Origin of the sequence: Mesorhizobium sp. BE184 (genome assembly GCF_031457045.1) — a bacterium.
In the GTDB taxonomy this organism is placed as follows: Bacteria; Pseudomonadota; Alphaproteobacteria; order Rhizobiales; family Rhizobiaceae; genus Mesorhizobium.
Genome location: NZ_JAVDVU010000001.1, coordinates 1121765 through 1148269, shown reverse-complemented (window position 1 = coordinate 1148269; position 26505 = coordinate 1121765). Strand labels below are relative to the sequence as shown.

Annotated in this window: 30 protein-coding genes; 3 read left to right on the top strand and 27 right to left on the bottom strand. The window is 59.4% G+C overall.

What is annotated here, in order from left to right:
- The first annotated feature begins 383 nt into the window (after positions 1–383).
- From J2X35_RS05660 to J2X35_RS05650, 3 genes are all read left to right on the top strand, one after another.
- Positions 384–599, top strand: coding sequence for a hypothetical protein (locus J2X35_RS05660; protein ID WP_310182887.1), 216 nt, complete (start codon positions 384–386; stop codon positions 597–599).
- Positions 599–880: a hypothetical protein gene (locus J2X35_RS05655; protein WP_310182886.1), complete on the top strand. Its 282-nt coding sequence runs from the start codon at positions 599–601 to the stop codon at positions 878–880. Before J2X35_RS05660 ends, J2X35_RS05655 begins: the two co-directional genes overlap by 1 nt.
- 97 nt (positions 881–977) lie before the next feature.
- Complete coding sequence (locus J2X35_RS05650) at positions 978–1298, top strand: hypothetical protein (RefSeq protein WP_310182884.1); 321 nt, start codon at positions 978–980, stop codon at positions 1296–1298.
- Here the strand turns inward: J2X35_RS05650 and J2X35_RS05645 are convergent.
- The 27 genes from J2X35_RS05645 to J2X35_RS05520 all read right to left on the bottom strand — a co-directional run bounded on the left by J2X35_RS05645 (position 1295) and on the right by J2X35_RS05520 (position 26353).
- Positions 1295–1591, bottom strand: coding sequence for a hypothetical protein (locus J2X35_RS05645; protein ID WP_310182881.1), 297 nt, complete (start codon positions 1589–1591; stop codon positions 1295–1297). The genes J2X35_RS05650 and J2X35_RS05645 overlap by 4 nt on opposite strands.
- Before the next feature lie 33 nt (positions 1592–1624).
- Positions 1625–2260, bottom strand: coding sequence for a hypothetical protein (locus J2X35_RS05640; RefSeq protein ID WP_310182879.1), 636 nt, complete (start codon positions 2258–2260; stop codon positions 1625–1627).
- Positions 2261–2379: 119 nt separating this feature from the next.
- Positions 2380–2679 carry a hypothetical protein gene (locus J2X35_RS05635; RefSeq protein ID WP_310182877.1) on the bottom strand — a complete coding sequence of 100 codons (300 nt, stop codon included), beginning with the start codon at positions 2677–2679 and terminating at the stop codon, positions 2380–2382.
- Positions 2676–3671: a glycoside hydrolase family 19 protein gene (locus J2X35_RS05630; RefSeq protein ID WP_310182874.1), complete on the bottom strand. Its 996-nt coding sequence runs from the start codon at positions 3669–3671 to the stop codon at positions 2676–2678. Before J2X35_RS05630 ends, J2X35_RS05635 begins: the two co-directional genes overlap by 4 nt.
- Before the next feature lie 247 nt (positions 3672–3918).
- On the bottom strand, positions 3919–6336 hold the full coding sequence (locus J2X35_RS05625; RefSeq protein WP_310182873.1) for a hypothetical protein: 2418 nt from the start codon (positions 6334–6336) through the stop codon (positions 3919–3921).
- 2 nt (positions 6337–6338) lie between these two features.
- Positions 6339–7148, bottom strand: a complete 810-nt coding sequence (locus J2X35_RS05620) for a tail fiber protein (RefSeq protein ID WP_310182871.1) — start codon at positions 7146–7148, stop codon at positions 6339–6341.
- A gap of 214 nt (positions 7149–7362) precedes the next feature.
- Positions 7363–9477 carry a hypothetical protein gene (locus tag J2X35_RS05615; RefSeq protein WP_310182868.1) on the bottom strand — a complete coding sequence of 705 codons (2115 nt, stop codon included), beginning with the start codon at positions 9475–9477 and terminating at the stop codon, positions 7363–7365.
- Complete coding sequence (locus J2X35_RS05610; protein ID WP_310182867.1) at positions 9477–11234, bottom strand: phage tail tip lysozyme; 1758 nt, start codon at positions 11232–11234, stop codon at positions 9477–9479. The genes J2X35_RS05615 and J2X35_RS05610 overlap by 1 nt, the downstream gene beginning before the upstream one ends.
- A gap of 231 nt (positions 11235–11465) precedes the next feature.
- Positions 11466–12437, bottom strand: a complete 972-nt coding sequence (locus J2X35_RS05605; protein ID WP_310182865.1) for a tail fiber domain-containing protein — start codon at positions 12435–12437, stop codon at positions 11466–11468.
- A complete protein-coding gene (locus J2X35_RS05600) occupies positions 12431–12811 on the bottom strand; it encodes a GNAT family protein (protein ID WP_310182864.1) in 381 nt (126 codons plus the stop codon). The genes J2X35_RS05605 and J2X35_RS05600 overlap by 7 nt, the downstream gene beginning before the upstream one ends.
- The gene (locus J2X35_RS05595; protein ID WP_310182862.1) at positions 12808–14589 is read right to left on the bottom strand and encodes a hypothetical protein; all 1782 of its coding nucleotides are present in this window, start codon (positions 14587–14589) and stop codon (positions 12808–12810) included. Before J2X35_RS05595 ends, J2X35_RS05600 begins: the two co-directional genes overlap by 4 nt.
- Positions 14590–14726: 137 nt before the next feature.
- Positions 14727–15428 carry a hypothetical protein gene (locus J2X35_RS05590; RefSeq protein ID WP_310182861.1) on the bottom strand — a complete coding sequence of 234 codons (702 nt, stop codon included), beginning with the start codon at positions 15426–15428 and terminating at the stop codon, positions 14727–14729.
- Positions 15428–16153 carry a hypothetical protein gene (locus J2X35_RS05585; RefSeq protein ID WP_310182858.1) on the bottom strand — a complete coding sequence of 242 codons (726 nt, stop codon included), beginning with the start codon at positions 16151–16153 and terminating at the stop codon, positions 15428–15430. Before J2X35_RS05585 ends, J2X35_RS05590 begins: the two co-directional genes overlap by 1 nt.
- A gap of 36 nt (positions 16154–16189) precedes the next feature.
- Entirely contained in the window at positions 16190–16321 is a 132-nt protein-coding gene (locus tag J2X35_RS05580) for a hypothetical protein (RefSeq protein ID WP_310182856.1), read from the bottom strand.
- 73 nt (positions 16322–16394) lie between these two features.
- Positions 16395–16721 carry a hypothetical protein gene (locus tag J2X35_RS05575; RefSeq protein ID WP_310182854.1) on the bottom strand — a complete coding sequence of 109 codons (327 nt, stop codon included), beginning with the start codon at positions 16719–16721 and terminating at the stop codon, positions 16395–16397.
- 24 nt (positions 16722–16745) lie between these two features.
- On the bottom strand, positions 16746–17756 hold the full coding sequence (locus tag J2X35_RS05570) for a phage major capsid protein (protein WP_310182851.1): 1011 nt from the start codon (positions 17754–17756) through the stop codon (positions 16746–16748).
- Between the two features lie 12 nt (positions 17757–17768).
- Complete coding sequence (locus J2X35_RS05565) at positions 17769–19109, bottom strand: hypothetical protein (RefSeq protein ID WP_310182850.1); 1341 nt, start codon at positions 19107–19109, stop codon at positions 17769–17771.
- On the bottom strand, positions 19060–19410 hold the full coding sequence (locus J2X35_RS05560; protein WP_310182848.1) for a hypothetical protein: 351 nt from the start codon (positions 19408–19410) through the stop codon (positions 19060–19062). Before J2X35_RS05560 ends, J2X35_RS05565 begins: the two co-directional genes overlap by 50 nt.
- Positions 19410–19625, bottom strand: coding sequence for a hypothetical protein (locus J2X35_RS05555; RefSeq protein WP_310182846.1), 216 nt, complete (start codon positions 19623–19625; stop codon positions 19410–19412). Before J2X35_RS05555 ends, J2X35_RS05560 begins: the two co-directional genes overlap by 1 nt.
- 4 nt (positions 19626–19629) lie before the next feature.
- Entirely contained in the window at positions 19630–19800 is a 171-nt protein-coding gene (locus J2X35_RS05550; RefSeq protein WP_310182843.1) for a hypothetical protein, read from the bottom strand.
- Complete coding sequence (locus J2X35_RS05545; protein WP_310182841.1) at positions 19797–22211, bottom strand: hypothetical protein; 2415 nt, start codon at positions 22209–22211, stop codon at positions 19797–19799. The genes J2X35_RS05550 and J2X35_RS05545 overlap by 4 nt, the downstream gene beginning before the upstream one ends.
- Positions 22212–22214: 3 nt before the next feature.
- Positions 22215–23771 carry a phage terminase large subunit gene (terL, locus tag J2X35_RS05540; protein WP_310182839.1) on the bottom strand — a complete coding sequence of 519 codons (1557 nt, stop codon included), beginning with the start codon at positions 23769–23771 and terminating at the stop codon, positions 22215–22217.
- On the bottom strand, positions 23692–23970 hold the full coding sequence (locus tag J2X35_RS05535; protein ID WP_310182838.1) for a hypothetical protein: 279 nt from the start codon (positions 23968–23970) through the stop codon (positions 23692–23694). Before J2X35_RS05535 ends, terL begins: the two co-directional genes overlap by 80 nt.
- Before the next feature lie 48 nt (positions 23971–24018).
- Entirely contained in the window at positions 24019–24327 is a 309-nt protein-coding gene (locus J2X35_RS05530; protein WP_310182837.1) for a hypothetical protein, read from the bottom strand.
- A 307-nt stretch (positions 24328–24634) separates the two neighbouring features.
- The gene (locus J2X35_RS19815; protein WP_405023179.1) at positions 24635–25246 is read right to left on the bottom strand and encodes an HNH endonuclease; all 612 of its coding nucleotides are present in this window, start codon (positions 25244–25246) and stop codon (positions 24635–24637) included.
- Between the two features lie 227 nt (positions 25247–25473).
- Positions 25474–26097, bottom strand: coding sequence for a hypothetical protein (locus J2X35_RS05525; RefSeq protein ID WP_310182836.1), 624 nt, complete (start codon positions 26095–26097; stop codon positions 25474–25476).
- On the bottom strand, positions 26030–26353 hold the full coding sequence (locus J2X35_RS05520) for a hypothetical protein (protein WP_310182833.1): 324 nt from the start codon (positions 26351–26353) through the stop codon (positions 26030–26032). The genes J2X35_RS05525 and J2X35_RS05520 overlap by 68 nt, the downstream gene beginning before the upstream one ends.
- Between the last annotated feature and the right edge of the window lie 152 nt (positions 26354–26505).

Genomic DNA, 26505 nt, shown 5'->3' with positions numbered 1-26505 from the left:
CATGGCCGCTGAACGAGAGAAATGGCGATCCCGGCAGTTCTCGAAGATTTGGGAGTTTACAGTATCTTATGGTCGGGTGCGACCAAATAGAGGCCCATTGATTCAATTGGAGGATTTTGCACAGTGGTCCCACCCTTGGTTCTAAGGAGAAGGCAAATGTCAGACTGGCAGGATATAGCGACAGCGCCGAAGGATGGGAGCCTTGTCTTTCTGCGGAATGGTGAGATCGAGTACGTTGTCCCGTTCTGGTGGAGTGTTCGAAAACGACGCTGGGAAACCCGATTGCTGGCCGTATGCAGGTCTGTACCGGGATGGTGGAGCAAGGACGCCGATCCGCCTACAGAATGGCGTCCGCCCGCGCCCCACTCTAAGGAGATAGAGGGATGACCCAAGACCGAGTTGAATGGAAAAACGGTCGGCTGGATGAGATTGTCTCAACGCGAGGCGCGCACCTGGAACACATGGACGGCAACAAATGGTTTCTTTCATTTCAGCATGAAGATGGAACCGAAACTGCGCTATGGTTCTCGTCTAAAGACCTATGGAAACCGTTCCACGAAACTAGACCCGCCGCCATCCGCCAGCAGGGAGAGGAATGATGGGTAGTGTCGAGGTGCAACCGGACGTAGATTATCGCGATTTGTTAGATAAATACGGCACTATCTATTCTGCTGGATTTACGTGGCACCCATCTCCTGGCGTGACGACTTCATTCCAAGCGCGGTGGTATTTCACCAAGGAAGATTGTGACCGCGCCACTGCCGACACACTCAAGAGCATGGGCTATCAAAGACCACGCTGGTGGCAGTGGTGGCGCTGGAATGAAATGAAACCGGGCCGTGAGGTTTCACGGATGCTGACAGATGCGCCTTCGCCCTGACGCTCGCCGCATACTCACTCTGGCCCTGATCTATGGTATCGGGATGATGGTGGTTTTTGCGTTTTCGACTATAATAGCAGCGCTGTAAGGAGCGAAAATGCAATCGAGATTGCTGACCGACACGCAATTGGAGTTTCAGGCGCAGAAGGCCGCGCTCGACGCTGCCCAAGCTAGAGGTTCTTGGCCTACACTGTTCGGCTTCACAAGCCCGTGGCTAGCGTTGGTTCTCGTCGCGTGCTTTGTCTTTGCGACATTCCTCTCCATCATCAGCGGAGAGCCAAGGCATGATCGAGCCAATTACGACAAGGCTCTCAACATGTGGCTTGCCGATTGCACGAAGACCGTCGATCAGTGCGCCGCCGAATGGGACAAGGGGTATACCCTGCGAGAGATTTACGGCAAGAGGGCGCGCGGCTAGACGCCCTTGGCCTTCGCATAGGCGTTGCTGCGAATATTGTGCCCGCCAGAAGTGTGATGGATGAAGGTAAAATCCCGATCCTTGCGGCCTGCACTCTGACAGTCACGGCAATAGAAATGTGGACGAAGTGCCGGGGCCATGCAGCTATGATCCGCGCCAAAACGCTCGATCAGCTTATCCATGTCCAGCATGGAATGCTTGTTGCAGACGTGGCAGTTGATGGAGAGGGTTGAACCCATCTCCTTCATTTTGCCGAGGGTATCGACGGAGAATGGATATTGGCGGTCGGACATGGGGAGAGGATAGGACGAGGCGCGATGTTGAGTCTAGCCGTCAGAACGATTGGCTGCGATGCGCTGCCGCAATGTCTCTACATCCTTCTTAAGGTCTATGATGACATCGCGAGTGCCGTAGACCGACCCTACGTCCTGCCTCAGTTCATCGACACGGCGATTCAGGTCCAGAACCTCCTGATCCCTTGCCCGGTTTCGTTCCGACCATTCGTTGCGGGTGACGGCGCTGAGGCGAAGATCGGAGACCGCCGCGTCAGTCCTCGTCCGATCTTCAACGCCGCGTTGCGCGCGCCAGTCCATTTCCTGCCGGGTCACGATCTTTTCCGACAGGGAACCGACCGAGGTTTTCAGATCGTTGGTGGCCTCACGAATCGGCATATAGGCCAGTCCGCCGATTGCAACGACCGCCGCGAGCATGACGGACAGCGCTTGCCATTGCGGCTTGTTTCTCTCAGCCAATGTCGATGAAAGGGCCGCGATGGAGTTCCGGGTTTCATTCGAGAAACTGGCGAATGAATTTTCGATCTGCTTGAATCCTGATCGCATCTCCGATTCAAGATCGGTCTGTCGTCGCCCCAGGTTCGTGACGCGCTCGCCAAGCTGCGCGTGGGCGGCGTCGAGATACTGCCGTGCCACATCGTTACCGTTTGCCATGTCGTCATCCGCCATTTCGCCCCAATGCCCCTATGCGATGCTATTTAGCCCAGCACTTTTGCGAAGCGCCGAACCTGTTGTGGGCCGCGACCTGATTGGAAAAGGCGCGGTCGTTCTTGAGAATGTAGACGGAGCTATCGAGGCTCGGTCGAAGCTTCGACCAGCCGTCGCACACACTCTGCCTTGTCGCTGTCTGACAGCCCGAAATCAGCACACAACTGAGCAGCATCGGCAGCAGTAACTTGGTCATCGATTTCGTTCCTGTCTCTGAGGGTTTTGACGGATAGCTCCAGCGCGGCCACAGCCGCGTCCTGACGGCCTTCGCGCTTGCCGACGATGTAGGAGCCATAAGAGAGCAGCGCGGCCCCTGCGAGGCCCGCCACAGCCAGTTTAAGCCACGTAGGGATGAAGGCGAGGGCTGCGGCCAGCATCATGCTGTCTCCCATTCCTTGCGAATAGCCTTGATGCGCCGGACGATCCAGATGCCGGCCGCGAGCGAAAGCCCGCCAGCAACGACCCCACCAGCGATAATCATGCCGATGGTCTGCCAATCCGCATCGCGCAGGAATGCGACGAGGCCGGCGCCTAAGCCGCCTGTTCCGAAGATGTAGGTCAGCCAGTTGGTTTTCTGTTTGACTTCGGTTTCAACCTTCTTCGGAACAACCTGCTTTTCCGTCTCGACCACGACAGGCGCGGCCTGCACTTCCGGTGCTTGCAGAACGGGCGCTGTCAGGTCCACCAGAGCGCGATGGAGAGCGGCGCGGGTGCGAGGACCCGGAACGCCGTCAACCGCTTCCTTGGCCTTCTTCTGGAACGCCTTGAGGTCGCCCGGATCGAGGCCCAGCAAGGCAAGTGCCGAGCGGGCATACCAGTTCACGCGATCATCGAAGCCGTTCAGGCCGCCGTTGATCTTCTTGGTGATCGTCTCAATGTCACCCTGGTCGGCGTAGCGGTTGAGATCGTGCGTGTCCCAATACCAGATGGGGCCAAGGCCCTCCCACGGATCTGTGTTCACAGCGTCGGGATTGGCTTCGAAGTCGGGAGCGTTCGACGCAATCTTGCGCGCCCATTTGGTAAATTCGCGATAGTTCGCCCGTCCGGTGATCTGGATCGGTCCCCTGCCCCGGTACTTGGACCCGTCGCCCTTGACCGTGTTGCCGAGGTCCTTGCGCCCTTCATAGCGCTTTTGGGCCGCAGTCGGTCCCCATAGCTCGCGGTCGAAGTTGAATGATCCGCTTTCGTGAAGGAGCTGCGCCAGGTACTGGGCAAGCCGGTGCGGCTGGTAAAGGTCCAGCGTGTCGCTATAGGTGTTGACAGCCGTCACCATGCTATCGGCGTTCGCCTTCTGCTTGGCCGTCAGTTTTTTCCCGACGATCTTCTGGACGAGCGCGAGCGAAAGCGGCGCACCCGGAGGCACGTTCGTCATTGGATTTCCTTTCGAGATGTGGTGGACTGCCCCTATGGGCGAGGATTACGATCCGTGGGGACCGGGTAAGCGCGGGATGCTGTTGGGAGCGGCGGTGGTGCAAAGTAAAGGGCGGCTCCGAAGAACCGCCCCAATCCTAGGCTTGCCTGGACGCGCCGAACCCTAACGCACCAACCCCATCTGGCCCTAAACTTGCCTGCCACAACCGCGACAAGCCCCGCCCAGCCTTAACACATCCACGCCCGACCTACCCTGGGCAGAACTCAAACACGGTGAAGTAAACCGTACCGCCGCTAGTGTTTGAAATGGTGATCTCATCACCTGCTGACCGCCACGCGCGGAACGTACCCGTTCCGGGGTCGGCTACCGCACCAATTCCCCAAGACGTACCGGCTACCATCGACACCATAGTTGCCCCTACGCCGACAAGCGCCCCTGCTTGCGGTCCTGAGCCTGCCGTGAGCAAGAGCACGGAGCCGACGCCAGTCCTAACCGTGAACTTGCCCGTCGATGCCGCCGCAATCGTCAGGGTTTGAACCCGGAAGTACCCGGTTTGCCCTTGCGCGCCGACTTCCATAGACGGGCCGATTCGCCCCAGCCGCGCGATCTGGTCGGTCTTCGCCCCACCTGCGTTTGGCCGCCGCGCCTTGTCATCGAGGAAGCCAACATTGTTGTAAGCGTTGACGATCGAAGTCATCCCCGTACCGGCCACTGAGTCTCGGACAAGGGCTACAGCATTCGCCCCGTCATAGACATTGCCAAAGGCAGTGATGTAGGCGAGATACGGTGTCGTTGCTCCGCTCGTTCTAACAACAATCGCTGCATACTCTCCGGTCATGCCGCTGAGGGTCGAAGGGGCAAACTCCTTCACATAGTTGTTCTCAACCGTCTGGAAGTTGCGGTCCCCATTGCAAAGCGCCTGGTGGAGATGCATCACAGTCCCGAATATTTTGTTTCCTGCGATCTTTGTTTTGCCAACGGAATTTCCGTTCGGGAAAGTTTGCGAAAAAATCGGCAAGGTTAGGCCGGATGAGATGCGCGCCGTGTTGTTTTCCGCCGTCAGTGCGCTCTTATCGACGGCACCTGTAGCACTCGATCCAACAAACAGGGCCGGCACGTAGCCTTCATAGACGATCTCGTTTCTCGAGACATTGCCACCCGAGATTTGGAAATCAATCTCCGGATCGCTTGCCGGCACGGACAGGCCATCGTTTCTCATAAACAGGTTATCGGTGATGCTATTGGCAAACGCTCGGGATTTGATGGAACGGCCAAAGTTGTTCTCGAACGTCACACCCTGCACCAGCAGTTCGCTCGGCAGATACACGCCGGGGAACGCGCTGAATGGTGTGAAGTATGCCAACCCATCCTGATCGGTTGTGTAAGTTTTGTCCTCTGAATAAGCCGATCCTATCTTGCCCCCGATCATGATGACTTTTCGGGCGTAAGTGTTTGCCGCGCCCTGCGTTATACCTACGCTACGAACGCCAATCGTTCCCGGCGTTCCTTGACCTGTCGGCAACGCGGCTTTCTCGACAACCGACCCGGATAGATCGACCTCAGAGTAGCCACCCTCGATAAGCAAGGCATCGCCGCCGACCAGCGTATTCATGCGTCGAATGTTACGTACGCCAGCATGCAGCCTGATCCGGGCGATATTTGCGTCTGCCATCGTGGCGGCATTGTTCCTGATATGAAGACCGCGATTGCAGATGGCGCCAGCGTCGAGCGTAATGCCTTCGATATCCACGAGGCGCTTTGTGCCGCCCATATCTAGGATCAGCGCAGTTTGCTTCTGTACGCCGCCGCTGTCGAAATCGATCCGGGCGTCATCGCCTCGGATTATTAGGTCGCTGGTGAGCGTTGCGGAGAGTGGTGCCGTAAGGGTGTATGTGCCGGTGCCGAAGTCGATGGGCCGGCTGCCTGCGATCTGTAGTGCTGCCGCAATGGCCGTGTCATCGTTGCTGCTGAGCGAGCGAACTTTGATCGTGTCCGACTTCATGATGTAGAAGTGCGGAACGCCGCCAGCGCTCTGCTCCAGCACGTCAGGTGTACCGGGATCGGTGGTGGAAGGATCGCCGTATAGCGCGCCCGATCCTTGCGTCTGGTTAGTATCGAGGAATGCGGTTTTGACAAACGGTGCGGCTGTTGCGGGAGTGTCCGCCTCGGCCAACGCCTTTGTCGCGAACTCCGGAATGACTGATTGGAGCTTCCCCCGCTCCGCTACTGTCATAGCGACCTTGGATGCGCCGTCGCTCATATCGTCCATGTTGCCAGTGGTGGCTACAGCAGCGAGATCACCGGGTTGAACGGCACTGTCAGCAGTCACACCTTGAGCGGCGGTTGCAAACGCTGTCACATCTTCCAGAGCAGCCGAGCCGAGATCGCCGGGCTGGACTGCCGTATCCGCAAGATCACCCTGTGCCGAGGAAGCGAACTGGTTTGATCCCTGCGCGGCGATGGCCTGAGCCACGGTGAGCGGGGTCATTGCCTTGGCTGGGTTTGTTCCAGCCTCGGCTTCTGCCTGACTGGCGAGGGGGCGGCCTGCTGCGACAAAATCGGCCGCCGCTACCCTCAGCGTGTTCAGCCCGTCATCAATGGCTGTTTCGACCGTAGAGGCCGGCGAAACTGCCGCAGGCAGGTCTTTGATGCGAATGTTGGCCATGGTCAAAATGCCTTGATGATGACGTTGAAGACAATCGATGGCTGCGCGTTGGGATGGGCCTCGTTGTTGCCCGCCTCCGCCGTGTCGCCTTCCACGTCATGCGTGTGCGCGCCGGCTGAACTGGTGGTGATTGTCCCGGTCGGCGAACTGCCCGCGCCACCGTTGCCGCCCGTCTGCGAACTGGCGTTTGGCACCGTATGCGTGTGCGCTCCGGCACTGGCTGCGCTCAGGGTCCCGGCTTCGTGCTTGTGCTTGGGCAATTGGCCGGTCAGCAGGACATGTGATGCCGTGCCCAGGATACCGCCCAGGGTTCGTGCAACAGAGCCGTAGAAGGTGGACAGGACCCCCGCGTCCGTACCGCCCATGTTGTCTTTGCCGACACGGGTGCGTCCGTTGCATTTTGGAATGTTGAAGGTGGTCGTCCCGTCACCTGCGCCGTAGGTCGTTCCGATGACCGTGAACAGCGAGGCGTAAGCCGATCTGGATACGGCTTGCCCGTAGCAGAGAAGCCAGCCAGACGGTGCGTCCGTACCTGCGAAATCCGCGACCATGCCTATCGGGGCGGCGCTATCGACCTGGCCCTTTGTGGCCGCATCCGTCGCGGCTGTTCCATCAGCCAGCCCCGTGATCCTCTTGTCTCCCATTGGGAGATTTGCGAGCATTGCGCCGGAGCCGTTACGCGGCACCGATCCGGTCAGGGCCTGGGCGATATCTTCCAATGGCGGGTTGTGCTGACTGGCCAGAATGTTCTGGCCAGTGACCGCCAGATATCCGGGCGGCAGGCTGTAATTGGCATTGGAATCGCGGGGCATCCATTGCTCCATGAAAAAAGCCGCCCCAGGGGACGGCTGGAAATGTCGATTGTGTGAGGATTTCTGATCGGCTAAGAACGGCGGATGAGCATCGAGCGCGAAGCCGCAATATTTGGTACGGTCGTGGCGATCATCGGATCAGCCGGAATTTTCTGGATCATGCAGAAGCTGGCCCGCATGTGGCCCCTGTCGGCATGGCTTGCCTTCGTGGTGGTTATTCTCGCGTGTATGTTACTGCTTGCGTGGATGCTGGATAGGAAAGCTTCGGACCAAGCAACGCGCGAGCGATCCGATCGGACATGAGTTTAGTTGCCTGATCTGTCTGACCAAGCTTTCCAATTGCATCATAGATGCCCTGCCCAGCCCCGCCCTGACGTGTCAGAAGTCGCGCGATCTCGGAATAGATTGCGTCTTCCTTGCCCCTGATCCTTTCCGGCGTCATCCCCGTAAGAGCCTGAACGATGCTTTTGGTCGCCTTGAGCGGTTCTCCTTGGGCCGCCTTGCCAATCGCTCCTGGCTGCGTCATGTCGCTGATGCGACGATCCGTAGCTTGCCGCGCATAGGTCTTGCTGTTCTCAGCCACGGATGCACGAAGATCGAACGACATAGATGCGCGGTCGATCTCATCGAACAGCGCTTCAGCTTTCGTTTTCCCGATAGCAGCGGTGAGTTTTTCTCGATTGGCGCGACTGGACAGGTCTTTGATGGCTTTGATGGCTTCTCGCGCGTCCGTACCGCCGTCCTGCACCGTGCGCGTGACATTTGCCATCACATCGTCAAGCCGGGATCGGACACCCTGCGCCAAGGCTTCTTTCTCAGGCCCCGTCATGCCGCTTACGGCCTCATCTACCTGATCGCGCGTCATGGACGGTGATAGGAGCTTTGAGCCTAGGTCTATCGCTTTCGAACGGCGAATGGGGTCCGCCGCCGTTTCCAGTGCTTTGCCGTATTCGGGGACCAAATCCTTTAGGTGGCTACGCAACTCTTGTGACAGGTTCGAATAGGCGCGTCCTTTGGCTGTGGTTCCGCCAAGCTTGCCGGCCCCGTCAGCCTGATCCGCCACTTCGTTGAGACCGCGGGTAATATAATCAAGCTGGCGAACGTCAGGCAGATTCTCGAACGTAACCGCGCCATCATCTGCAACATGCGCCAGGATTTGCTTCGAACTGTTGCCCTCGGCCCGCATGAGTGCATTGGCTTCATTGATCGCGCTTTGCGGAACGCGGGTTTTGACGATGTTCTCAATCGCCTGGCCGCGCGGATCGGCATAGTCGATAGCCGCCTTGTAAGCATCGTCATAGGCGCTCGACCGAGCGGACGCAGAACCTTGCCGGATTGCGGTCCGCGCCGCCGTTACGCCTTGCGGCTGGCCCAAGGTGGCATTCAACGCATCTGCTACCGACTGAGTCGCGCGCCCGGTTCTGTCAGCGATCGCTTGCCTCGCATCGATAGCTCCCGGTCCGCCCCGCTGGATAGCTGTATCAAGAACGGAGCGGGCATTTGGTCCCGCATCGGCAAGCATCGCATCTGAGCCGGCGCGCGCCATGTTCGCCTGTCCGGTCACCCCAAGAGAGCCATCGGCATTCAGCACATTGCCGAGTAGCCTGAGAGCTTCCGGCGACGCACCGGCCTGTCTTGCAATAGGACTGGCGGCAAGCATGTTCTTGCCGGCCTCATAAGCTTTAGACGCTCCTGCACCGATCAAAGGAAATGCAGCGCCAGCCGCCACGCCACTTCCGGCGCCTATGACCCCTTCCGTCAACCGGCTTTCAGTGTCCGTTCCCGATCCTGCGCCATACAGACCGCCAAGGATCGCCCCGTCGCCCAAGCCAGCCAGGACGCGCCCGATAAGCGGCGTTGCTCGGCTAGTGAGGTTCGCCGTTAGAGACGCTGGTCCCGTAGCTAGTCCCTGCGCCACGCCACCGCCGATTTGACCCGTGAGATATGAGCCGGGATTGGCTTCTTGTGCCTGCGCCTGATTGCCTCGCATCTCTGAGAGCACCTGGTCGCGCGGGACGCCGGAAAGCCAGCTTGCCGGATATGAGGCCAATTCATCGCCGAATCCGGCTGTAGCCGTATCGGCGGCACCATAAGCGGCGGATTTTGCCATGCCGATCTGAGGCGAAACTTCTCCGGTCTGCCGATTGTAGCCCTCGACCCTCGGCGGAACGTAGGCGGGTACACCCTGCGGCTGGTTGGTGGAAGGATCAACGGTTGCGCTCGCGTCCGCACCCATCGCCTTCTTGAGAGCCGCCATAGCGCCAGCCGGATCATCACCAGTGACGCGGTATTTCTTGCCGTTAGGTCCGGTGATCTGGAATGTCGCCATTACTCGACTTCCTCAATGGTGTAGCCGTCGATGACGGTCGGCTGCTTCGGACCTGCCGTGATCTGTTTTACGAATTCACTCGGCTTTGGAAGCCCCCCATCCGCTTGCCGCCCAAGCGCGCGTTCAATCGAGCGATTGTACATCTCGCGCATCTGAGCCTTGAAGGCGATGGTAACGGGTGTATCGCCGGGCTGAGCGAAGTAAGCCTTTTTGGTCCGCTCCATTTCTTCGGGAGTAGCTGCCGCGCCGGTCGCAATGCGAAGCGCGCCTTCGGCCCATGCCGTTGAAGCGGCATCGTATATCTGGCCTTGCTCCGATTTGAAGAAGTTGCCAGCAATCGGCGCAGAACGCGCCGCTGCATCGGAGATGTTGGCCGGGTCGAACTGCTTCTCCAAATCCAGAAGCACCGGCTGCGACTCGTTTTGAAGCGACTGGAACAGCGTGAGCTTCGACTGGTTTTCCGTAAGCTTCCCGCCTTTCGGCGTGATGCCGCCGCCGCCAAGGGGCGCGTCGATTGGGTCCCATTGGCCGGTCTGATCATTCCACTGGACCGCCAATTCCGAGCCGTCATCGCGTTTCAACTTCTGGACGGTTGGGGCCTTCGCCCCTCCGGCATTCGGAGCCGTAAGCCATTCGTTCGTGTTTGGATTGAAGATTGCGCCGCCGCCCGCGTTGACGAGAGGCTGAGGAGCCTGCTGCTTGTTGCGCAGGGCGTCGAGCTGCGCCCGCTTATACTCCATATCCAGTTGATTGCCGGGATCGGCGTTCTGCATCTGCTGCTGGAGCAGAATGGTGGCGATCTGCTTTTCCTGCGGCGAAGCGCCCGGGTTGGATAGCGCCTGAGCAATAGCAGCCTGCATTCCGGGGTTCATGCCCTGCTGTGGCGCGGGAGCGGCTTGTGCCATCTGCTGCGGCGCTTCTGCAACCGGCATATCCTGAATGGTCTGGGGAGCGGACATTGCAGGAGCGGCCTGTTGAGGTGCGCCAAGTGCCGCTGCAATCGCAGCCTGTGGATCGTTGCTGGCGACTTGTACCGGCTGGCCCTGTCCTGCCAGAGACATATAGCGATTGGTTCGGCTGGCGGCGTGTTCGGGGGCGGGCCGGAGGAAGTCATTCACGATAGCCGCCGCTGCTGTTCCGGTATCAGGCGCACTGAGGATCGACTGTGCCGCCTTGGCTTCCGGCCCTTGCAACTCGCTCATGAGGAAATCGAGCTGCGCATTGGTATCCGATGGATCGACGCCGCGCTGGCCGGCGAACGCCTCATAGGCTCTCCGGCGTGGCCCGGTAAGCTGGTAGAGGCCAAAGCCGCCGCGCGAGCCGGGAACAGTCGGGTTCTGCTCGTTGATGCCAGGGTTGAGTCCGCTTTCGTCCTGCATGTTCAACACGAAGGCGTCAGCCACATGCGACGGCAATCCGCGGTCGATCAGGCCCTGACGAATAGCGCCTGCTTCCGCTGTCTGGGGGATCGATGGCGGGGCGCCAGAGGGAGCCGCTACAGCGCTTGACGGAGCCGGAGGGAACTCCGCAGCCCCGCCGCCCGTCATACCTCCCAGAAGGGCCGCTATGCGGGACTGTGACCCTGCCGCGTTGGATGCCTCGGCCTGATTGGCCCGGCGTTCCTTCAGCACACCGCCAAGGGCGTTGACGACGCGCGCCGCGCCCTGTGTCCAGTCGCCCACAGGAGACGTATCGCCAGCCTGATTAAGCAGCGCCCCGGCGATCTCGCGCTGACGTGCGATTTCTTCCGGCGTCATCTGCGCGCCACCGGCGCCCCAAATGAATGCCTCAAGAGGATTGGACAATGCCATGTCAGCGCCTCGTCAAAAGCTGCATAAGCCAGTTCGGGGCAGCGGGTTGCTGTGGCTGGGCCACCGGCATTGGAGTCCCCATGCCGAGCAGCGATCTGAACTGCTGTGGCTGCTGCGGCTGCATCTGAGGCTGTGCGGGCTGGTTAAGCTGCGGCAGAAGGCCGAAAAGCGAACGGTTCATGCAGCCCTCCCGTAATCCACACGGTAGAAGCCGTTGGGGTCAAGGTTGACCGCTTCCGGCACCACGTCCAACACTTCATCGGCCATCAGGCCCATATGCGTCGTCGCATCGCCCTTGTACTTGAAGGTGTAGACCGACATGCCGTTGAACAGGGTGCCGACGCGCTTGATGTCATGTTTCAGCCTGCGATCCGAGAACAGGCCGATACCCGCCGAAGCCAGCCCGAACAGGCCGCCCATCTTCGCCTGAGAATTGGCAAGCTGCGCCTGATACTGCTGATTGACGAGGCCGGTGTAATCGACGCCGCCAACGCCAGTCTGCGGCGAGCCTGGCGACTGCGAGCCGGGATTCGCAAGCTGGGAGCCGGACATGAGGCCGATGATTTCATTGATCGGCTGATTGCGGGTTGCCTGCGCTTCGCTAAACGCCTGAGAGCGGCCTGTGAGCGCAAGCTGATTGAGCTGATCGGTGTTGGCGTTCGTCATGCGGGACATCTCGCTATCCCACGCCGCCGTTCCGGGCCTCAGACCGGAGTTGATGAGCTGGGTGCGGAGCGCATCGGCGTTCTTCTGCTGCTGGGGAAGGATGCGTTGGGACGCAAGGTCGTAAGCCCAGTTCGAGGCATCATCGTTGTTGAACTCGAAAGGCTTGTCGAGATAATCGCCCAGGAATGCCGACTGGTCCGCCGCGATGTTGGCAAGATTGCCTTGCGCCTCGGTCGTCTTGTCGAAGATCGCCTGCTGTTCGGGATTATAGGTCGTGGTCTGGCTGTACTTTGGTGTTTCGACCCACTTACCCTGGCTATCGTAGAAGCCGTCTGTCCCTGTCTTGTCGTATGTGACGGACCCCCACGGATTGATTTGGTCCGTCATGTTCAACTGCTGCTGGGTGATCGCTGTATCGCGATTCATCCCGGCTTGCGCCTGCGCGGTTGCGACCGGATCGGGCGGCTTTGGGCTGCTCACCATGGGTAATCTTCCTTCAATATCCCGACAAGGAATCCGTCCCGACCGGGACCGTACTTGTTGCGAGCCAGGCCTTCGACCTGCCCGCCAAGGCGCTCTGCGATGCGGACAACCGCCGCCTGTTCCGTTTCGACTGTGATCCGGCAGCATTTCAGGGAGGAAAAGACGTAGTGCCCGACCTCAGCCAGAAAGCCCTTCGTCCAGCCGCTTCCGGCAATCGAGACGTGAATGTCCGGCCCGGTGAAGCAGTTGAACACCGCGCCGGCTACGACCTTGCCGTCTCTCTCGATCCCCATTGCCGTATATGGCGGATAGATGATCCGTCCGACCCGCTCCCCGACGAACGCGGCCACGCGCTCATCATCAACGATCTTCACGTCACTATCTCGGCTGTCTGATAGGTCAGCTCTACCCGGATGATTTCAGCATCGGTTGGAACGGGATCGCCGCTTGTAAGCTGGAGCGACACCGAGCAGGCATAGCCGAGTCCGCCGACTGAGCGCCATTTCTGGTTGATCAGCGTCGGAAGCGGGCTTCCCCATGTCGATTGGCCCCATATGCCGACACCCCACACGCTTGACGCCTCGGAGGCCGATGCATCCGGCGCGGCGGGCATGGTCATGTTGAAATCGGCATGAAAAGTCAGAAGCTCGTTTACCTCCAGCCTTGAACGCTGGACAGCTCGCGCAAGCTCGGGGATTTTCAGGGAGGCCGGACTGCCGAAATCCTCGAATAGCGGCATGTAAACGCCGGTATAGGGAGCGCCATCGTCAAGCCCAGAAACGTTGGCCTTGAATAGCTTTCCTTCCGAGGAGCCGAAATAAAGCTCGCCCTCAAAGACCTCCATGCAGATTGCCTGCCAGTTCGTGAATCTGGACCATGCACCAGTCCGCGCATTTGCGACGAACAGGACCGGATTGCCTCCGTCTGCGAGCGGTGGCGAGACCACCACCATCTGATTGTCGGGCCATACCTCACAGGCCCAGCCTGTCTGCCCGCGCTGGACCGTCGCTTCGTTCCATGCGTCCTCAATGGGGTAAGATACCGCCGTGGGCGACAGGGCGGCATAATCACGCTGAATAGCCTGCGAGAGCGGTACGAAGCCAATTGTAGTCGCGACAACGATATCGCCGCCGGCCCGGATGAATGCCTTGTTCCCGAGCGGCCTGCCGATGCGATAGACGCCGACCTTCGACCAGCTCGCCGCCTCACTCGGATTGTTGCCCTGATAGACAGCAACCTCGCCCTCGGAGGTTACGAAGACGCATTGCTCCGATAGTCCGCCTTGCTCGCCGGCATCGAGGGACCATGTGTATCCGAACAGCAGCGCTCCGCCGCGTCCGAACACTCCGCCAAGAGGAAACTTGGTCAACTCCCCGCCGATCTGGTCTACAGGCAGATACCAGGCGTCGAGGCTTTCCTTCTGCATGAAGAATAGACGGTTCTTGTAGATCCACACATAGCAGAGATCGGCAGTCGTCAGCGATCCTGACGGGAAGGTGATGCCGGGGACGACATTGGTTTCAACGCCCGACGCCAACGCCTCGCCGCCATCAGCGTCCGTGATCGTCTCGTTGTCCTGAAAGCTGCCCGTGATGCCGTTAAGCAGCAAGGCACCCTCGCCCGGCGTCGAACTTGGAACAACCGAAAGGATCGTCCCCGTTGCGCCCGAAGTGCCGCCGGTAAGCAGACTTCCTTCCGTGAAGTCGGTCACTCCCGCGTCATAGGGTAGCGCCCACACGCCACCGGCAACTATCGGATAGAATGCCGTGCCGTCATAGATGAAGCCTTCGCTTTCGCCATTGACGCCGACAAGGAAGATGCCTCCCGTGGTCGCGAACTGGACCACAATCCAGTCACCACCAAGCGCTCCGGTGAATACGTCGAGACCGTCCGTCGAGTTCTGCCCGAACGTGTCGCCATCCTCGGTTTCGAGGGGATCATCGTTCTCTGTCGCGATCATGTAGTTGAAAGCGACCGGGACATTGGTCACATCGAAAATCGTGTCGCTGTTGGAGGCGAACAGCTTCCGGTTTGTGCCCACGACATAGGAGAACAGCGACCGCACGTCCTGCCCATCGCCGCCCAGTGTGGCGTATAGTTCCTTGCCCCGGCGAAGAACTGCCGAAGTCGAGTTCGGGAAGTAATTATCCAAGATGGCCGCGCCCTGCGGCAATCCCTGCCCTTGAGGTTGCGCCAGGTTACGGTTCGCGATCCAGCCGCCTGTGGGGGCCGGGAACATCTTGATCTGTGATGTTCTGGGTTTTGATTTAGGAACTGGGCGAATGTACATCAGTCACCCAATGGCCACGGCCAACCGTAAGATACGTTTGGCATCCGACGCTGTGCCCGCGAGCGGATCACCTGCGATCCCTTGTCTCGTGCTGCGGCTTCCCCGAATGCCTTTTCGAAAGATGCCTGCTCGCCGCCTGAATCGAGGCGCTTCATCTCTCTCCAGCGCCAGATAAGCCCAAGCGTCAGAAGTCTCTCATCCAGAACGAATGTGTCGTCATCCTTGAGAAAGGCGTCCTGAGGCGCGGTGGCGGCCGATCTGGCGTAATTCTTCGAGATGTATGGATATTTGGCCGCCTGCCCGGAGGGCGGAGCCGGGTAGAACTGGAACTTCTGATCCAGAATGATCCACCAGCCCGGCGTGAGCGCCATGAACGAGCCGCTCTGGAGCGTGATCCACGTGTCTAGATCAGGACAGGCGGTATAATTCCAGAACCATGTGTTTCCGTCATGCACCCCCTGCCCCACGACCATTCTGTCGTAATCGTCAGGCAGGGAGAAGTCGGTTGTCGTGCCGTCGCCGGTCACCGTCTGGATTTTGGTCAGCGCGCGCCAGTCATGGCTCAAGGCAATGTCCCTCGCTACTTCGTTCAGGAGATTGGCGATCTCCTGTTCAAAGGCGCTCTGGGATGAAAAGAATACGGACGGCTTCTGGCCCACAAGCCGCACCGCCGCATTCTGCATTGCCGTGAGCGCGGTCATCAGGCGTTGCTCAACTCGCGAGCCATGCTGACAAGCGTCTCATGGCTCGGGTTGCCGCGCGGTCGGCCTGCGCCGGTCTTGCCCGCGATCCAATCCTTGAGCGCGTCGTCGTCCATAGCCTGGAATTCCGTATCAGATGCCTCAATGGCCGCGTCGATCTGGGCGGGGCTGGCCTCTTTGGCTGGAACGATCATCGACGCCTTGAGGGCCGCCAGTTCGGCCTTGAGCCTTTCGACTTCATCGACATTGGCGTTGCCGCGATCACGCGCAGCCATGTAGGATCGGGCCATTTCCTTGAGCGCATTCCCTGCCATGCCCAGGCTCTTGAGCGCATCGCTTTCGAGGTGGAATAGCGCTTCAATGGAATAAATCCGCAGGGCGCGGCACAGCGACAGGTTGGCGTCGGATATGCCGTAGTTCTTCAGCATTTCCAGCGGCGTCCCTGCTGCCTCCTGATTGGAGCCGTCGAGGAACGCGCGATACTGGTCTGCCCAACGCTCGGCAAATGTGATTTCCTTGCCGTTCTCGCGCTTCCACATCGCATCGACAGGAAAGACGGGCGAATAGTTCTTGGAGCCAGCAAAGCGGACTTCGACAACCTGGCGCATCTTCTTGACAAGATGGCCGGCACGTTCAGACGCGTTGATGTCCTCGATGCTTTCATACCGAAAGAGCGGCGTGATGGTGATTTCGCGGGTATCGATGAGGACGGATAGATCGGTCATGATGTTGGTCCTTGTCTGAGGAAGGAGTGGAATGCGTCAGTGCCGCGCCCGGTACTGGTCGAAGTTCTCCGACGCGCCGTTCTCGACGGGCTGGGCCTCGTGATTGATCGGTTCGACGGTCTTCTTGTCTTCGGTCTTGGGGGTAATTTCCTTTGCCTTGCGAGCCATGATGGCCTCCTGTGTTTCGGGCATAGAAAAGGGCGGCCCGGAAGCCGCCCTCATTGTCTGGCCTGCGGGAGTGTCAGGTCGGCGTGGCGTTGTAAGCGCCGCGCCGGACGTGGAAGTAGTCACCCGACTTGATTGCCGTGTCCGGTGGCGTGTAAAAGCCACCCGCGCCGGTCGCGACCGTGTAGGCCGGGAACGTAAGCGTCACCTGCGTTCCCGTGGTGGCCGTGGCCGCGATGTCGGCAGAGGCCTTGACGAAGAAATATTCGCCGCCGTCGCTGCCGAGTTCCTTGTTGCCAAGGCGATACGAAGCTTCCGTGATGCCGTTATCATCCCAATAGGGAAGGCCAGAGGCCACATCAGAAAGCTGAAGGCCCAGATTGGGCGTGGTGCGGAAAACCATGATGGTGTCCTTTCCTTGTTGGGGTTAAGCGGTCTTGATCCGCACCTGATGGAGCGGGTTCTCCACCACGAACTGACCGGACCACACGATGCCCTGTGCCCATGCGTCCTGATTGATCGGACGGATGCCGTCGCCAGGATGGAAGGGAACGAACGACTGACCGGGGAACTCGTAGATCGCCAGACCAGCAGTGTTCAGGGCAAAGATGGTATTTGCCGGCATGACGTTGCCGATGCCACCAGCGGCCACAACATCCACCAGACCGGCGGGCGTCCACACGCCAAGGCTCTCAAAGCCAAGGTTTGCCGCGCGCTGGGTGGTGATGCGCTGATGCGCGACCATCGAGGCCGAGACCGGCGCGTAGGAGTTGGCATCCATGACCCAAAGGTCGGGGTACATGGAGTTGCGCGACCGGGCCAACGCGACCGTTTCCATGATCGGGCGGGCCGTGGTCGAGTCCCATGCCGTGAAGCCCGACACGTCGCCGGCTGTCACGTCATAGTAGGTGGTGCGCCAGTTCGGCACGTTGGCGCGGTCGATCCCGCCATAGGTACCGGTATTGGTCACGATGGGAACAGCGCCGCCGAGGCCGATCATCTGACGACCGCCGGAGCCGGTGCCGTCACCAACGAGAGCGGATTCCCACTCTTCCTTGATGCTCTTTTCGGCTTCAGCGATGTAGAAGTCCATCAGGTCGATGACTTCTTCCTCGCCGGTGTTGTACATCAGTTCCGTGCCGTTCAACGAGAACATCGAGACGACGCGCGACCAGTTGAAGACTGCCGAGTTGAGCAGTTCCTTGGGCGTGATCTCGATCTTGTCATAGCCCGTGAACCACTGGGCACTGAGCTTGTCGAACTGGATCGGGATTCGCAGTTCCGGGCCACCGGCCCGCTTGGTCTTGATGCGACCGCTATCCTTGAGGATTTTGGTCAGCGGGGTCGATTTGTGCACAATGTCCTGCACAATCTTGGAGCGCTTCGCGACGGAAGCGGTCAGCGCCTGACGGTACTGACGATCAGTTACGATTGCCATGATGTTTCTCCTTTAGGAGGCTTTCCGCATTTCCCTGCGCAAAAGCTTCCTGATGTCGGTTGCGTCGGGGTCGTCATCCTCATCGGGGTCTTGCCCGTTGGGAGCGCCACGGATGGATTTCGCGCCGGAATCGTCAGGCGCGGGTTTGGCGGCAACCGGCTCGGTGGTGTCTTTCAGAGCGGGCATAGAGCGCGAACCAACAGGGTTGATCCGTTCAGCCATGTCATATGCAGCCGATAGACGTTCCGCCGGGCTTAGAGACGCCGGGATTTTCCCAGATTGCAGGAAGAACGCGATGTCGTCCTGCAGTTCGTGGTAGCGTGGATGCGAGGCTGCGAAGGGCGCAATGATAGACTGCGCCGTTGCCTCAACTCGCATGTTGTTCAATTCTTCCCGAAGCTGCTGCACTTCGGTCTGGGTCTTCTGGCGTTCCTGCGCCTGCTCATGCTGACCGTGCGCTCCCTGCATGGCTTGGTGGAACTGCTGCGGCGACTGCTGGGCAATGTGCTGCGCAACCTCATAGAGGGACAGCGGCGTTCCATCGGGCTTCCGTGGGCCAATCTCACGAAGGATCATGTCCAGTCCCATGATCGGATTGCGCGCCAGCGCCTGTTCGACCTGGACAACCTTCGTCAGGCTGTCCTTCAGCTCACGTCCGTTGCTTTTGGCAATCTCATCGAATTGGCGGATTGGTTCGTAGCGTTCCGACGATGCTTTGTACTTGGTGACCTCGGCTTCATGTTCATCAGCCATCCGGTGAACTTCATCGCGCACCGAGTGCGGAACGTTGATCCAGTGTTCCTTGGCTTTAGGCAGAAACCGGGCAGGCGGCTCGTTACGCTTTGACCCCTCAGACTGGCGCGGCTTATCCTCGCCCTCCTGCCCGGTTGCGAGCTTTTCAGCATCGCTCTTTTCCGCCTTTCGGGCAGGTTCCTTGTCTTCGGTGTCAGCTTTGTCGCCAGCCTTCTCGACCGGCTTTTCGCCCTTCTCTGACTTCTCGGCTTCGTCTACTTTCGCCTTGGCGTCCTTGGCCGCGTCAGCACCCTTTTCCTTGGCCTTCTCTGCTTCCTCATCGCGGATGCGCGCCAGTTCGCCCTTGAGGGTATCGCCGGCGCTTTCCGGCTTGGCCGGCTTTGCTTCCGGCTTGGGATCAACCGGCTTAGGCTCATTGAGGTTGGGAATACCTCCCCCGGTGCCGAGCGGCGCGCCGCCCTGATCAATGGACGTGGAAAGGGGAGCCGTCCCCTGTACATGGGCTGCTTGCATGTCTGTCATTGGATTATCCTTGTCTGAGGAGGATAGGTTACTGGATCGCCGCGATTTCGGGCGGCACATTGCCGGCCAGTACGTCATGCATGGCCTGCTTCAGGTCATTCCTGCGCTCTGCCGGGTCGGGCGCGTATTCCGGCGCCTTCAACGTCTCGTTGCCGAGCGGGATGAATTCTTGCCCTGATGGATTGCCATCAGCACGGTACGTCCGCTCAAGGTCGCGCGGCGTGTCGTAATACTTGCCGTCCGCCATGGATTGGACCGGCTCGGGGAAAGCCCTGACGATCTGCGGGCAAGGAAGCGCGGAGCGTGGACCGCGAGGCGAGACGGTCTTGCGATAGACCTTGCGGCCGCCGCCCAGATCGATCCACCGATATTCGCTCATCAGGCTTTGAGGGCCGCGATGATGGCGTTGATCTTGGCCTTGTTGATATTGGCCAGCGCCATCGTGGTTGCTGGGTCAGTCGCGTCAGCGGTCGCGATAGCCGTCAGCGCGGCAATCTCTGCCTTACTGGCAACGCCGGCGCTGATCTGCGTGGCGACCTCCTGCGCGAGCGGGGGGACCATGGAAAGCTCAATCAGTCTGCGAACGTCTGCCATTTGCTTATTCCTCTACGGGTGGTGAATAGCCTTCGATGACCAAAGGCGGGGCGTTGCTTTCAACAACAGTGATCGGGAAGCCGCTGTCAGCGACAGTTGCGAGCGGTGCGCCGGCTTCGACTGCGACGAAGGGCGTCCCTCCGCTTTCGACAATGACGACAGGAAAGCCACTCATTCTGCCGGCTCCTTCATGGCTTGTCGTTCAGCAAGCGTCTGCTGCCTGTCGGCGCTATGTTCGGTGAATTCCTGCTGGCGTTCATTCAATTCGTGCGAACGCTCACCTTCGACTGCTTGTCTTTGACGATCCTGCATTCCCATGGCCTGCTCGACCTGGCGGGCCTGAGACTGCTCTTGAGCTGAGTATTCAGACAGTTGTTGCTTGCGCTCATCCAGACCGATCGATGCCAGGATTTTGGCTGTATCCGCCGTCAGCTTGTTGATCTGGGCTTCGGTCAGCTTGGCGGTGTTTGCCGCCTTTTCCTGCATGTCGGCTATCTGGATTTGGAGCTTGGCCTGAGATTCCTGCGCCTTGGCTTGGTCCGACGCGGATTTCTGCTGCAACTCGGCCATCTTGCGCTCACTGTCAGCTTGGCCCAGCGCTGCCTTTGCCTCAACGCCGGCCATCGCCGCCTTGGCCTTGATCTGTTCGGCTTCGGCCAGCTTGTTGTTCGCATCGGCCATGGCCTGTTCGGCCTCGCCACCACCCTGCCCTGCCATTTGAGCGGCCATCTGCGGCGCAGCGTCCACGAAGTCATCGATCAGCGTGTTCAACTCGCGTCCGACACGATACGGGGCCGTCGCGAACTTGATCAGCCCGCCAGCCAGGGCGGCCCCCTGCTCTCCAGCCGCAGCAAGGCCCATAAGTGATTGGACCGATTGCGCCACCACGCCCAGGAACTCGTTGCGAGACTGCTTTTCCTGCATCTCGTCCGTCATGATGGTGCTGTCCGTGGCAATCTCAAAGGCAAAGCCCCTCGCCCGGTCGTCCCTCAGCAGATTGATGACGTCTTCCAGCGGGACGGTTTCCTCAGCCGCCTTGAGCTGAGGGGCGTACTTGGCAAGGATAGCCTGTTGTTCCTGCTGGAACTGCTGCTTGGCCTGCGCAGGATCAACCTGCTGACCTGACTGCTGCGCTTCTTCGGCGGCCTTCTTGGCCTTCTCTCCAAGGGCTTTCATTTCCTCCTTGGCCGCCTTCTCGATCTCCGAGACACGCTTGCTCAGTTCGGCCTTGGTCGGAATCTCCATCATCGACATCTCGAGCAAGGTTCTCTTGCTGAATTTGTCTGATGCAATCTCGGCTACGATGCGTGCAACATCACGAGCGACACGCTGAAGCTCATCGATCTTGTCGCGGACCCGCACCGAACCGTATTGGCTCTTGAGCTGCTGCGCGCCTAGCGTTTCCTCGGCTTCGGTTGCCCCGCGCATGATGTCCGAGATGCCCGATAGCTGATAGAAATCCTCTATAAGCTGGCCACGCGCCTCAATCAGGCCCTGGATTGCTGTTGCAATGTCAGCCAACGGCATCCATGTCACGAAGCCATTCGCGCCGCTCTGGGTTAATGCTGCCCCAGGCACAGGAATAATGATCTCATCGTCATCAGACCGTAGAGCGGCCTGGATAGCATCCCCAATGTCGCCACCCGCCGGCACAAGCCCCTTGAGCTTGATCTTGTCCAGCAGCAGGTAAATGCGACTGGTGAGGGTGCTGATCTTGTCGAGATGGGCTGCATACCGAACATAGTCCGGCACCGGCACGAGTGAGCGGCGGCGCAACGTTCCATATGCCGGTCGTGGGCACGGAAAGAAGTCCCTCAACGTCAGGTGAGGCTTGCCCTCGTCCAGCATCTCAGGACAATCAGGCGCTACCCAATAGACCTTGTCGTCCCGCTTGTGCCAGACCTCCCAGACGCCAGCTTTCTTGCTATCGTCGGCCCCGCCGTTGTCCTTGTCGTCGCGGCGGATTTCAGTCTTGGCCTGCTGATAGGCCTTGCCGCTCGTCTTCTGGAAACGCTTGCGCATCTCCCTCTTGGTCATCCATGCCCGGCGAGCGACCCAGCCGACTTCTGCCCATGACCGGGCTGGTTCATGCAGGAAGTCCGTCCGGTCTACGTGATCGACGCACGCGCGCTGTCCGCCGCCTTCCTGGTCACTCTCATAAACAACCCACGGCACACCGCGATTGGTGAAGGCCAGGTCATCACGAAGCGAAAGCATCGTCTGATCGATATTGGTGCGTTCGAAAGCAGAAGAAACGGTCCGCTCAATCAGCTCCGCCGTTGTGTTATAGAGCGGTCTGCGATCCGAGAACATCGGCGCGACAGCCGGCACAGGCGCATGGGCGTAAATGGCAGGCTTGAGGATTTCCATGCTGGCCCAGAACAGGTCGTATTCGGGATCGAGCCAGTTCGTGTCGTACGTCGCCTCACGGCTGTAGACATCATCGATACGCCGGCAGGTGTCCTGATAGTCGCGGAAGGTCTCCTGCGCCTTCTTGATGGCCGTCAGAACGCGCGAGGACGAGCGGGCTTCCCCGTCTTCATCCTTCAGCGTGTCGCTGATCTCGGTGTCTTCTGTTTCAGCCAATGGCTATCTCCTGCGCACACTCGGCAGTGCCGGGGCGAGAACGTATCCGTCTTCCATTGCGTAGATTGGCTTGGCGGGTGGCGGCTTTGGCTTGCGGCCGCCGCTCATCTTGTCGATCAACTGGCCGATTAGACCGAGCGCATCCACCTGGTCATCATGAACGCCGACCGGGAAGCTCATCATTTCGCTGATCAGATCAGCCAGGAACGGCGCATCCTTGTGAATCCGCAGGCCCCGTGTTGCGATCAGGCCGCGAAACGACTGCGCGCGAACCGCTTTATCGCCGCGTGTAGCGAACTGCTCACGAGCAACATAAGCACCCCGCTCGATCATCCTCTTGAGCAGGAAGGGTCCGACGCCGCTCTTGATCTGGCCTGTTTCCTCAGCCCAGCCAACGGGCTTATGCTTCAGGACGAGATCGCAGAAGGCATCTACCCACACATCGGATGATGCTTGCTGGCGCCATAGATCGAGCAACCAGGGATCCCCGTTAGGGTCGAGGCCAATGCACCCATGAACCGTGAAGTCACCGCCATTGGCCGTAACCGCATAGTCCGATCCGCCATAGACCAACATGCTTTCACGAGGCGGCAGATGCTCGACAAGGTGAAGCCATTCACGCTTGAAATAATCGCCCGTCTCGGGGCTGGGCCGCTGCTGATAGAGCGCTGACCATGTACGCGGTAGCCGTTCAAACGTTTTCCAGTGATCCTCTGGAAACCACTCAGGCCAGATATATTCGCCAATTTCCCGCCCAAGCGGATCATCATGGCGGTCACATTTTGCCGGTATGCAGATGACTTCCCAAGTGTGGCCGTCGCGGCATTCGATCATACCGCTTTCGCCGGCCCATCCTTCGGGAAGGATTTGGCCCGCCGGGTCCGCCTCATGCCACCGCGTGAGTGTCATCATGAGAGAGCCGCCCGGCTTTAGGCGGGTAAGAATGTCCTCCTGGTATGCATCCATCGTGGATTTGCGGATAGCTTCGGAATCAGCCTCTTGCCTGCCCTTGATCGGATCGTCCACAGGTATGAAATCGGCGCGATTCCCAGTAATACCAGACAGGATGCCGCCACCCATGAACTCCGAGCCGTTCTCCAGTGCCCATTCATGAGCTGCGCTGCTTTCGGAACTAAGTGCTGTTCTAAACAATGCCTGAAAGCCCGGCTGCTTCGCAATGGAACGCATCCGCCGACCAAACTTGCGAGCAAGGTCGGTTCCGTAGCTGACCCCGATGACCTTGAAGCCCGGGAAGTTTCCCAAAGCCCATGTTGAACCGACGACCGTTGCATAGGTGGATTTTGCGCTGCCTGGAGGAAGGAAGAGCATAGTCCGCCCGCTTCTCCGCTCAATGCACCGCTGTGTTGCTGCGCATATGATCTCGTGGTGCGCGGCGAGAACCGTCTCTACCGGCTTGAAGCGCTCTTCGTCTTCCTCGTCCGTAAGTGGTGCGCCGGGAACTTCAATGTACCGGGCGTACTCAGTTAAGCTGGCGCGGGCTTTCCGTCTCCGCAGCAGCTCGATTGCTGCGGCCCGCTGCGATGGCCTCAAGCTCTTCATCGGTCATCCTGTTGACGGGCGTCAGCTCACCGTCCTGTCCTGCATCGGCAGAGGCAGCCAGATCGGGGAGGATTTTCTTCAGAAGGCCAAGGCCGGCAGATACCTGTGTGGCTGACATTTCTCTAATGCCTTCGACGTGCTCGATCAGCGCATTGAGAATATTGCTGTTCTGGATTTTAACCCGGTGGTCATTCGACATTCGAAATCCGGGCCGTCTTCCCCGCTCAGCCATGCTCTACTCCGGGGGTTAGGAAGTGTGCATCGCGGAATATTCTGCTTTGCCGAGATCGATCAGTCCTGCGTTGGCCGCAACCGTCGATGCACATGAAGCGCCGACGCCAGTGCCGCCTACCGCTCCCCAGGAAATGTATGGCTCAACCGGGCGATTGATGAGGGTAGGCCAGTAGCGATCACGGTAGATGACTTCCTTGGTGATCGCGGTGCCGTCGATCTCAGCCACGCGGGCCTTGATCCGCTTCCATGCCTTTGCATCAGGCGGGCCGTCCATGGCCTCAGTGAAGCCCTCGAACCAAGCCTTGAACTCAGCGAGTGTCATGTCAGTTTCTCCGATGTGATGAGTCACCGCAGAAGCTCTAGCCTCTATGCGGTGGAAGGGGCTGCGAGGCGGTTCGCCGGACTGAAACCGACTGTTGCGGCGGAATATCCCGACCGCGTTCGCCTCGCCTCGCATTGGTTTACCCGTTTATAGCGGGTTTCTCGTATAAATGGCGCTACGGGGATCGGGCCGCGCCGCCTGGCATGCTGCTGCCCCGCTCAGTGGCTTCCGCCTGCCGTCATCCTAAGACCGGCGCATCTGTGTACCGTCATGGACGGTGAATGAATGGAACGCAGGACGGGCAGCGCTACCCTTTGACGTGCGCCCACAGCACCCTGCGGCCAATCTTGGATATAGTCATGCTGGAAACACCGTACACATTGGCAAGACTTCTGCATGAGTTTCCGTCAGCTAACTTCTGCCTGATGACGCGTACCGCGCTTTCGTCAAGCACAGCGCGTGTCCGAGCTAGTTTTGACGGGCCATTTCTCCTGCCCCGGTAGCTCGTTCCGTGAACAAGCCGATCCGCCTGGTTCTCAGCGGGCGTTGCCCAACGAAGATGTGAGGGATTGCAGCACCCGAGGTGTCCATTCCCGCAAGAATGTGCGGCTTGGAGTTCTGGTGTTGTGGGAGCCCCGTTTGCCTCCTCACAAACGATGCGGTGAACCCGATGGACGCGGCCGTCTATCCAGATTTGGCCGTAGCCATCGCTGTCCCTACCATACGGCCAGATCACACAGCCTTCGCTCGATCTGTCCCTAAGCACCGCACGTAAGTGCTCTATGGGCACTCCATCAGCAATCCTTCCCGCCAGAGGGTCACCGTGCCGCTGTAATCGATGATAATGGGCGGAACATAGGCCGCGTGTCTTTGTCGGCTTGCCGCAGCCAGGAATAGAGCATACTCTGGAATTAGTCATTTCGACCTCTCGTACAGGTTGGATTGGTTAGACCCCGTCGCAGCGCTCGTAACGCTCGGCGGGTTCGCTTTTTGCGGAAACTGGATTCCGATGTTGCCCGCTTGAGGCTTCACTCTTTGTACGGCGCTCGGAAAAACACGCCGGATTGGAATCACAAAGGCCACCGAAGCAGCCTTGAGGCGCAAATCAGCACCATACCAAAGGTATGGCATTTACGGTTACCGTGGTCAACCGCTTTTTGCACGACGCTCGCCTTTCGTTGTGCGCTGTGTATAGAGCGGCTGTTCGTGCTTCTTTGGCCTGTCATAGTTCCGGGAACGCCTGTCAGAAGCGGTCGCGGCGATCCCCCATATCCTGGCTAGGTCATCCAACGACGCCCTCAGGTTGTCCGTTGCCGTCAGCCTGTCGCGCTTCTCCTGATACAACTCCGTCATGGCGGACCCTTCCCCACACACCCTGCGGACCAACTCATAGTTCCTGGCCCCGAGGGTATGCTCTGCCTCTGCCAGCTTCCGAGCTGCCTTCATCTGCGCGATGTCGATGGGATCGGCAATCTGTCCGCCGTCTACCTTGTCGCGGCTGTAGTCGATGGCCTGCGCTCCGGCACCGCCGGTGGCTTCCCAATGGCGCCGGAAACGCGTGGCCGCCTCGGCTTGAGATGCGTCGATCAACTTGCGCGATGCCAGTGTCGCAACGGCGCTCTCCCGGACATTGACCTGAGCGGCAATTTTCCTCGGAACGCTCTTGAGATCGCCCTCCAAATCAGGCCGCCAGTATGGATTATCAACATACATCGATTGAAGCTCGACCTTGCCGAACGTCAGCGGGTTTCGTTTCTTCGCCTTGCCCATCTGGTTTCCTCGTGAAATGAGATTCAGCAACAGCTTTGGCGCTATCGCTGTTCATCAACCCGGTGAATGCCGGTACGCTGTTCAAAAGCTTCAGGAACTCGTTTGTCGCCGCGATATGTGCATCCATGGGATGAGCGAACAGGATTGGTGTTCCGCGGTCGTCCATGACAGCCTTGCATCCCGACCAATGTGCGAGGCGGTACTCGCCCCGGTATCGTGTTCCTTCACGGGAATAGCGGATGAGGAAGGTGTTCACTCAATGGCTCCGCAAAAAGGGGTTCCGTCTTTTCGCAGGCGAGGCGTTATCCCGCCGAACAGGCCAGCCTTGAGGTATTGGCATCCGGTGCCGCTATCGGTGTACAGGCCAAGCCCGGACCGTCCATGTGGTGGGTCTGTAGGGTCCTTCCC

Coding starts and splice junctions, on each gene's coding strand:
- J2X35_RS05660 (WP_310182887.1), top strand. CDS start 384: ATGACCCAAGACCGAGTTGAATGGAAAAACGGTCGGCTGGATGAGATT.
- J2X35_RS05655 (WP_310182886.1), top strand. CDS start 599: ATGGGTAGTGTCGAGGTGCAACCGGACGTAGATTATCGCGATTTGTTA.
- J2X35_RS05650 (WP_310182884.1), top strand. CDS start 978: ATGCAATCGAGATTGCTGACCGACACGCAATTGGAGTTTCAGGCGCAG.
- J2X35_RS05645 (WP_310182881.1), bottom strand. CDS start 1,591: ATGTCCGACCGCCAATATCCATTCTCCGTCGATACCCTCGGCAAAATG.
- J2X35_RS05640 (WP_310182879.1), bottom strand. CDS start 2,260: ATGGCGGATGACGACATGGCAAACGGTAACGATGTGGCACGGCAGTAT.
- J2X35_RS05635 (WP_310182877.1), bottom strand. CDS start 2,679: ATGATGCTGGCCGCAGCCCTCGCCTTCATCCCTACGTGGCTTAAACTG.
- J2X35_RS05630 (WP_310182874.1), bottom strand. CDS start 3,671: ATGACGAACGTGCCTCCGGGTGCGCCGCTTTCGCTCGCGCTCGTCCAG.
- J2X35_RS05625 (WP_310182873.1), bottom strand. CDS start 6,336: ATGGCCAACATTCGCATCAAAGACCTGCCTGCGGCAGTTTCGCCGGCC.
- J2X35_RS05620 (WP_310182871.1), bottom strand. CDS start 7,148: ATGCCCCGCGATTCCAATGCCAATTACAGCCTGCCGCCCGGATATCTG.
- J2X35_RS05615 (WP_310182868.1), bottom strand. CDS start 9,477: ATGGCGACATTCCAGATCACCGGACCTAACGGCAAGAAATACCGCGTC.
- J2X35_RS05610 (WP_310182867.1), bottom strand. CDS start 11,234: ATGACGCCGGAAGAAATCGCACGTCAGCGCGAGATCGCCGGGGCGCTG.
- J2X35_RS05605 (WP_310182865.1), bottom strand. CDS start 12,437: ATGGTGAGCAGCCCAAAGCCGCCCGATCCGGTCGCAACCGCGCAGGCG.
- J2X35_RS05590 (WP_310182861.1), bottom strand. CDS start 15,428: ATGACCGCGCTCACGGCAATGCAGAATGCGGCGGTGCGGCTTGTGGGC.
- J2X35_RS05585 (WP_310182858.1), bottom strand. CDS start 16,153: ATGACCGATCTATCCGTCCTCATCGATACCCGCGAAATCACCATCACG.
- J2X35_RS05580 (WP_310182856.1), bottom strand. CDS start 16,321: ATGGCTCGCAAGGCAAAGGAAATTACCCCCAAGACCGAAGACAAGAAG.
- J2X35_RS05575 (WP_310182854.1), bottom strand. CDS start 16,721: ATGGTTTTCCGCACCACGCCCAATCTGGGCCTTCAGCTTTCTGATGTG.
- J2X35_RS05570 (WP_310182851.1), bottom strand. CDS start 17,756: ATGGCAATCGTAACTGATCGTCAGTACCGTCAGGCGCTGACCGCTTCC.
- J2X35_RS05565 (WP_310182850.1), bottom strand. CDS start 19,109: ATGACGTACTGGCCGGCAATGTGCCGCCCGAAATCGCGGCGATCCAGT.
- J2X35_RS05560 (WP_310182848.1), bottom strand. CDS start 19,410: ATGAGCGAATATCGGTGGATCGATCTGGGCGGCGGCCGCAAGGTCTAT.
- J2X35_RS05555 (WP_310182846.1), bottom strand. CDS start 19,625: ATGGCAGACGTTCGCAGACTGATTGAGCTTTCCATGGTCCCCCCGCTC.
- J2X35_RS05550 (WP_310182843.1), bottom strand. CDS start 19,800: ATGAGTGGCTTTCCTGTCGTCATTGTCGAAAGCGGAGGGACGCCCTTC.
- terL (WP_310182839.1), bottom strand. CDS start 23,771: ATGAAGAGCTTGAGGCCATCGCAGCGGGCCGCAGCAATCGAGCTGCTG.
- J2X35_RS05535 (WP_310182838.1), bottom strand. CDS start 23,970: ATGTCGAATGACCACCGGGTTAAAATCCAGAACAGCAATATTCTCAAT.
- J2X35_RS05530 (WP_310182837.1), bottom strand. CDS start 24,327: ATGACACTCGCTGAGTTCAAGGCTTGGTTCGAGGGCTTCACTGAGGCC.
- J2X35_RS19815 (WP_405023179.1), bottom strand. CDS start 25,246: ATGACTAATTCCAGAGTATGCTCTATTCCTGGCTGCGGCAAGCCGACA.
- J2X35_RS05525 (WP_310182836.1), bottom strand. CDS start 26,097: ATGGGCAAGGCGAAGAAACGAAACCCGCTGACGTTCGGCAAGGTCGAG.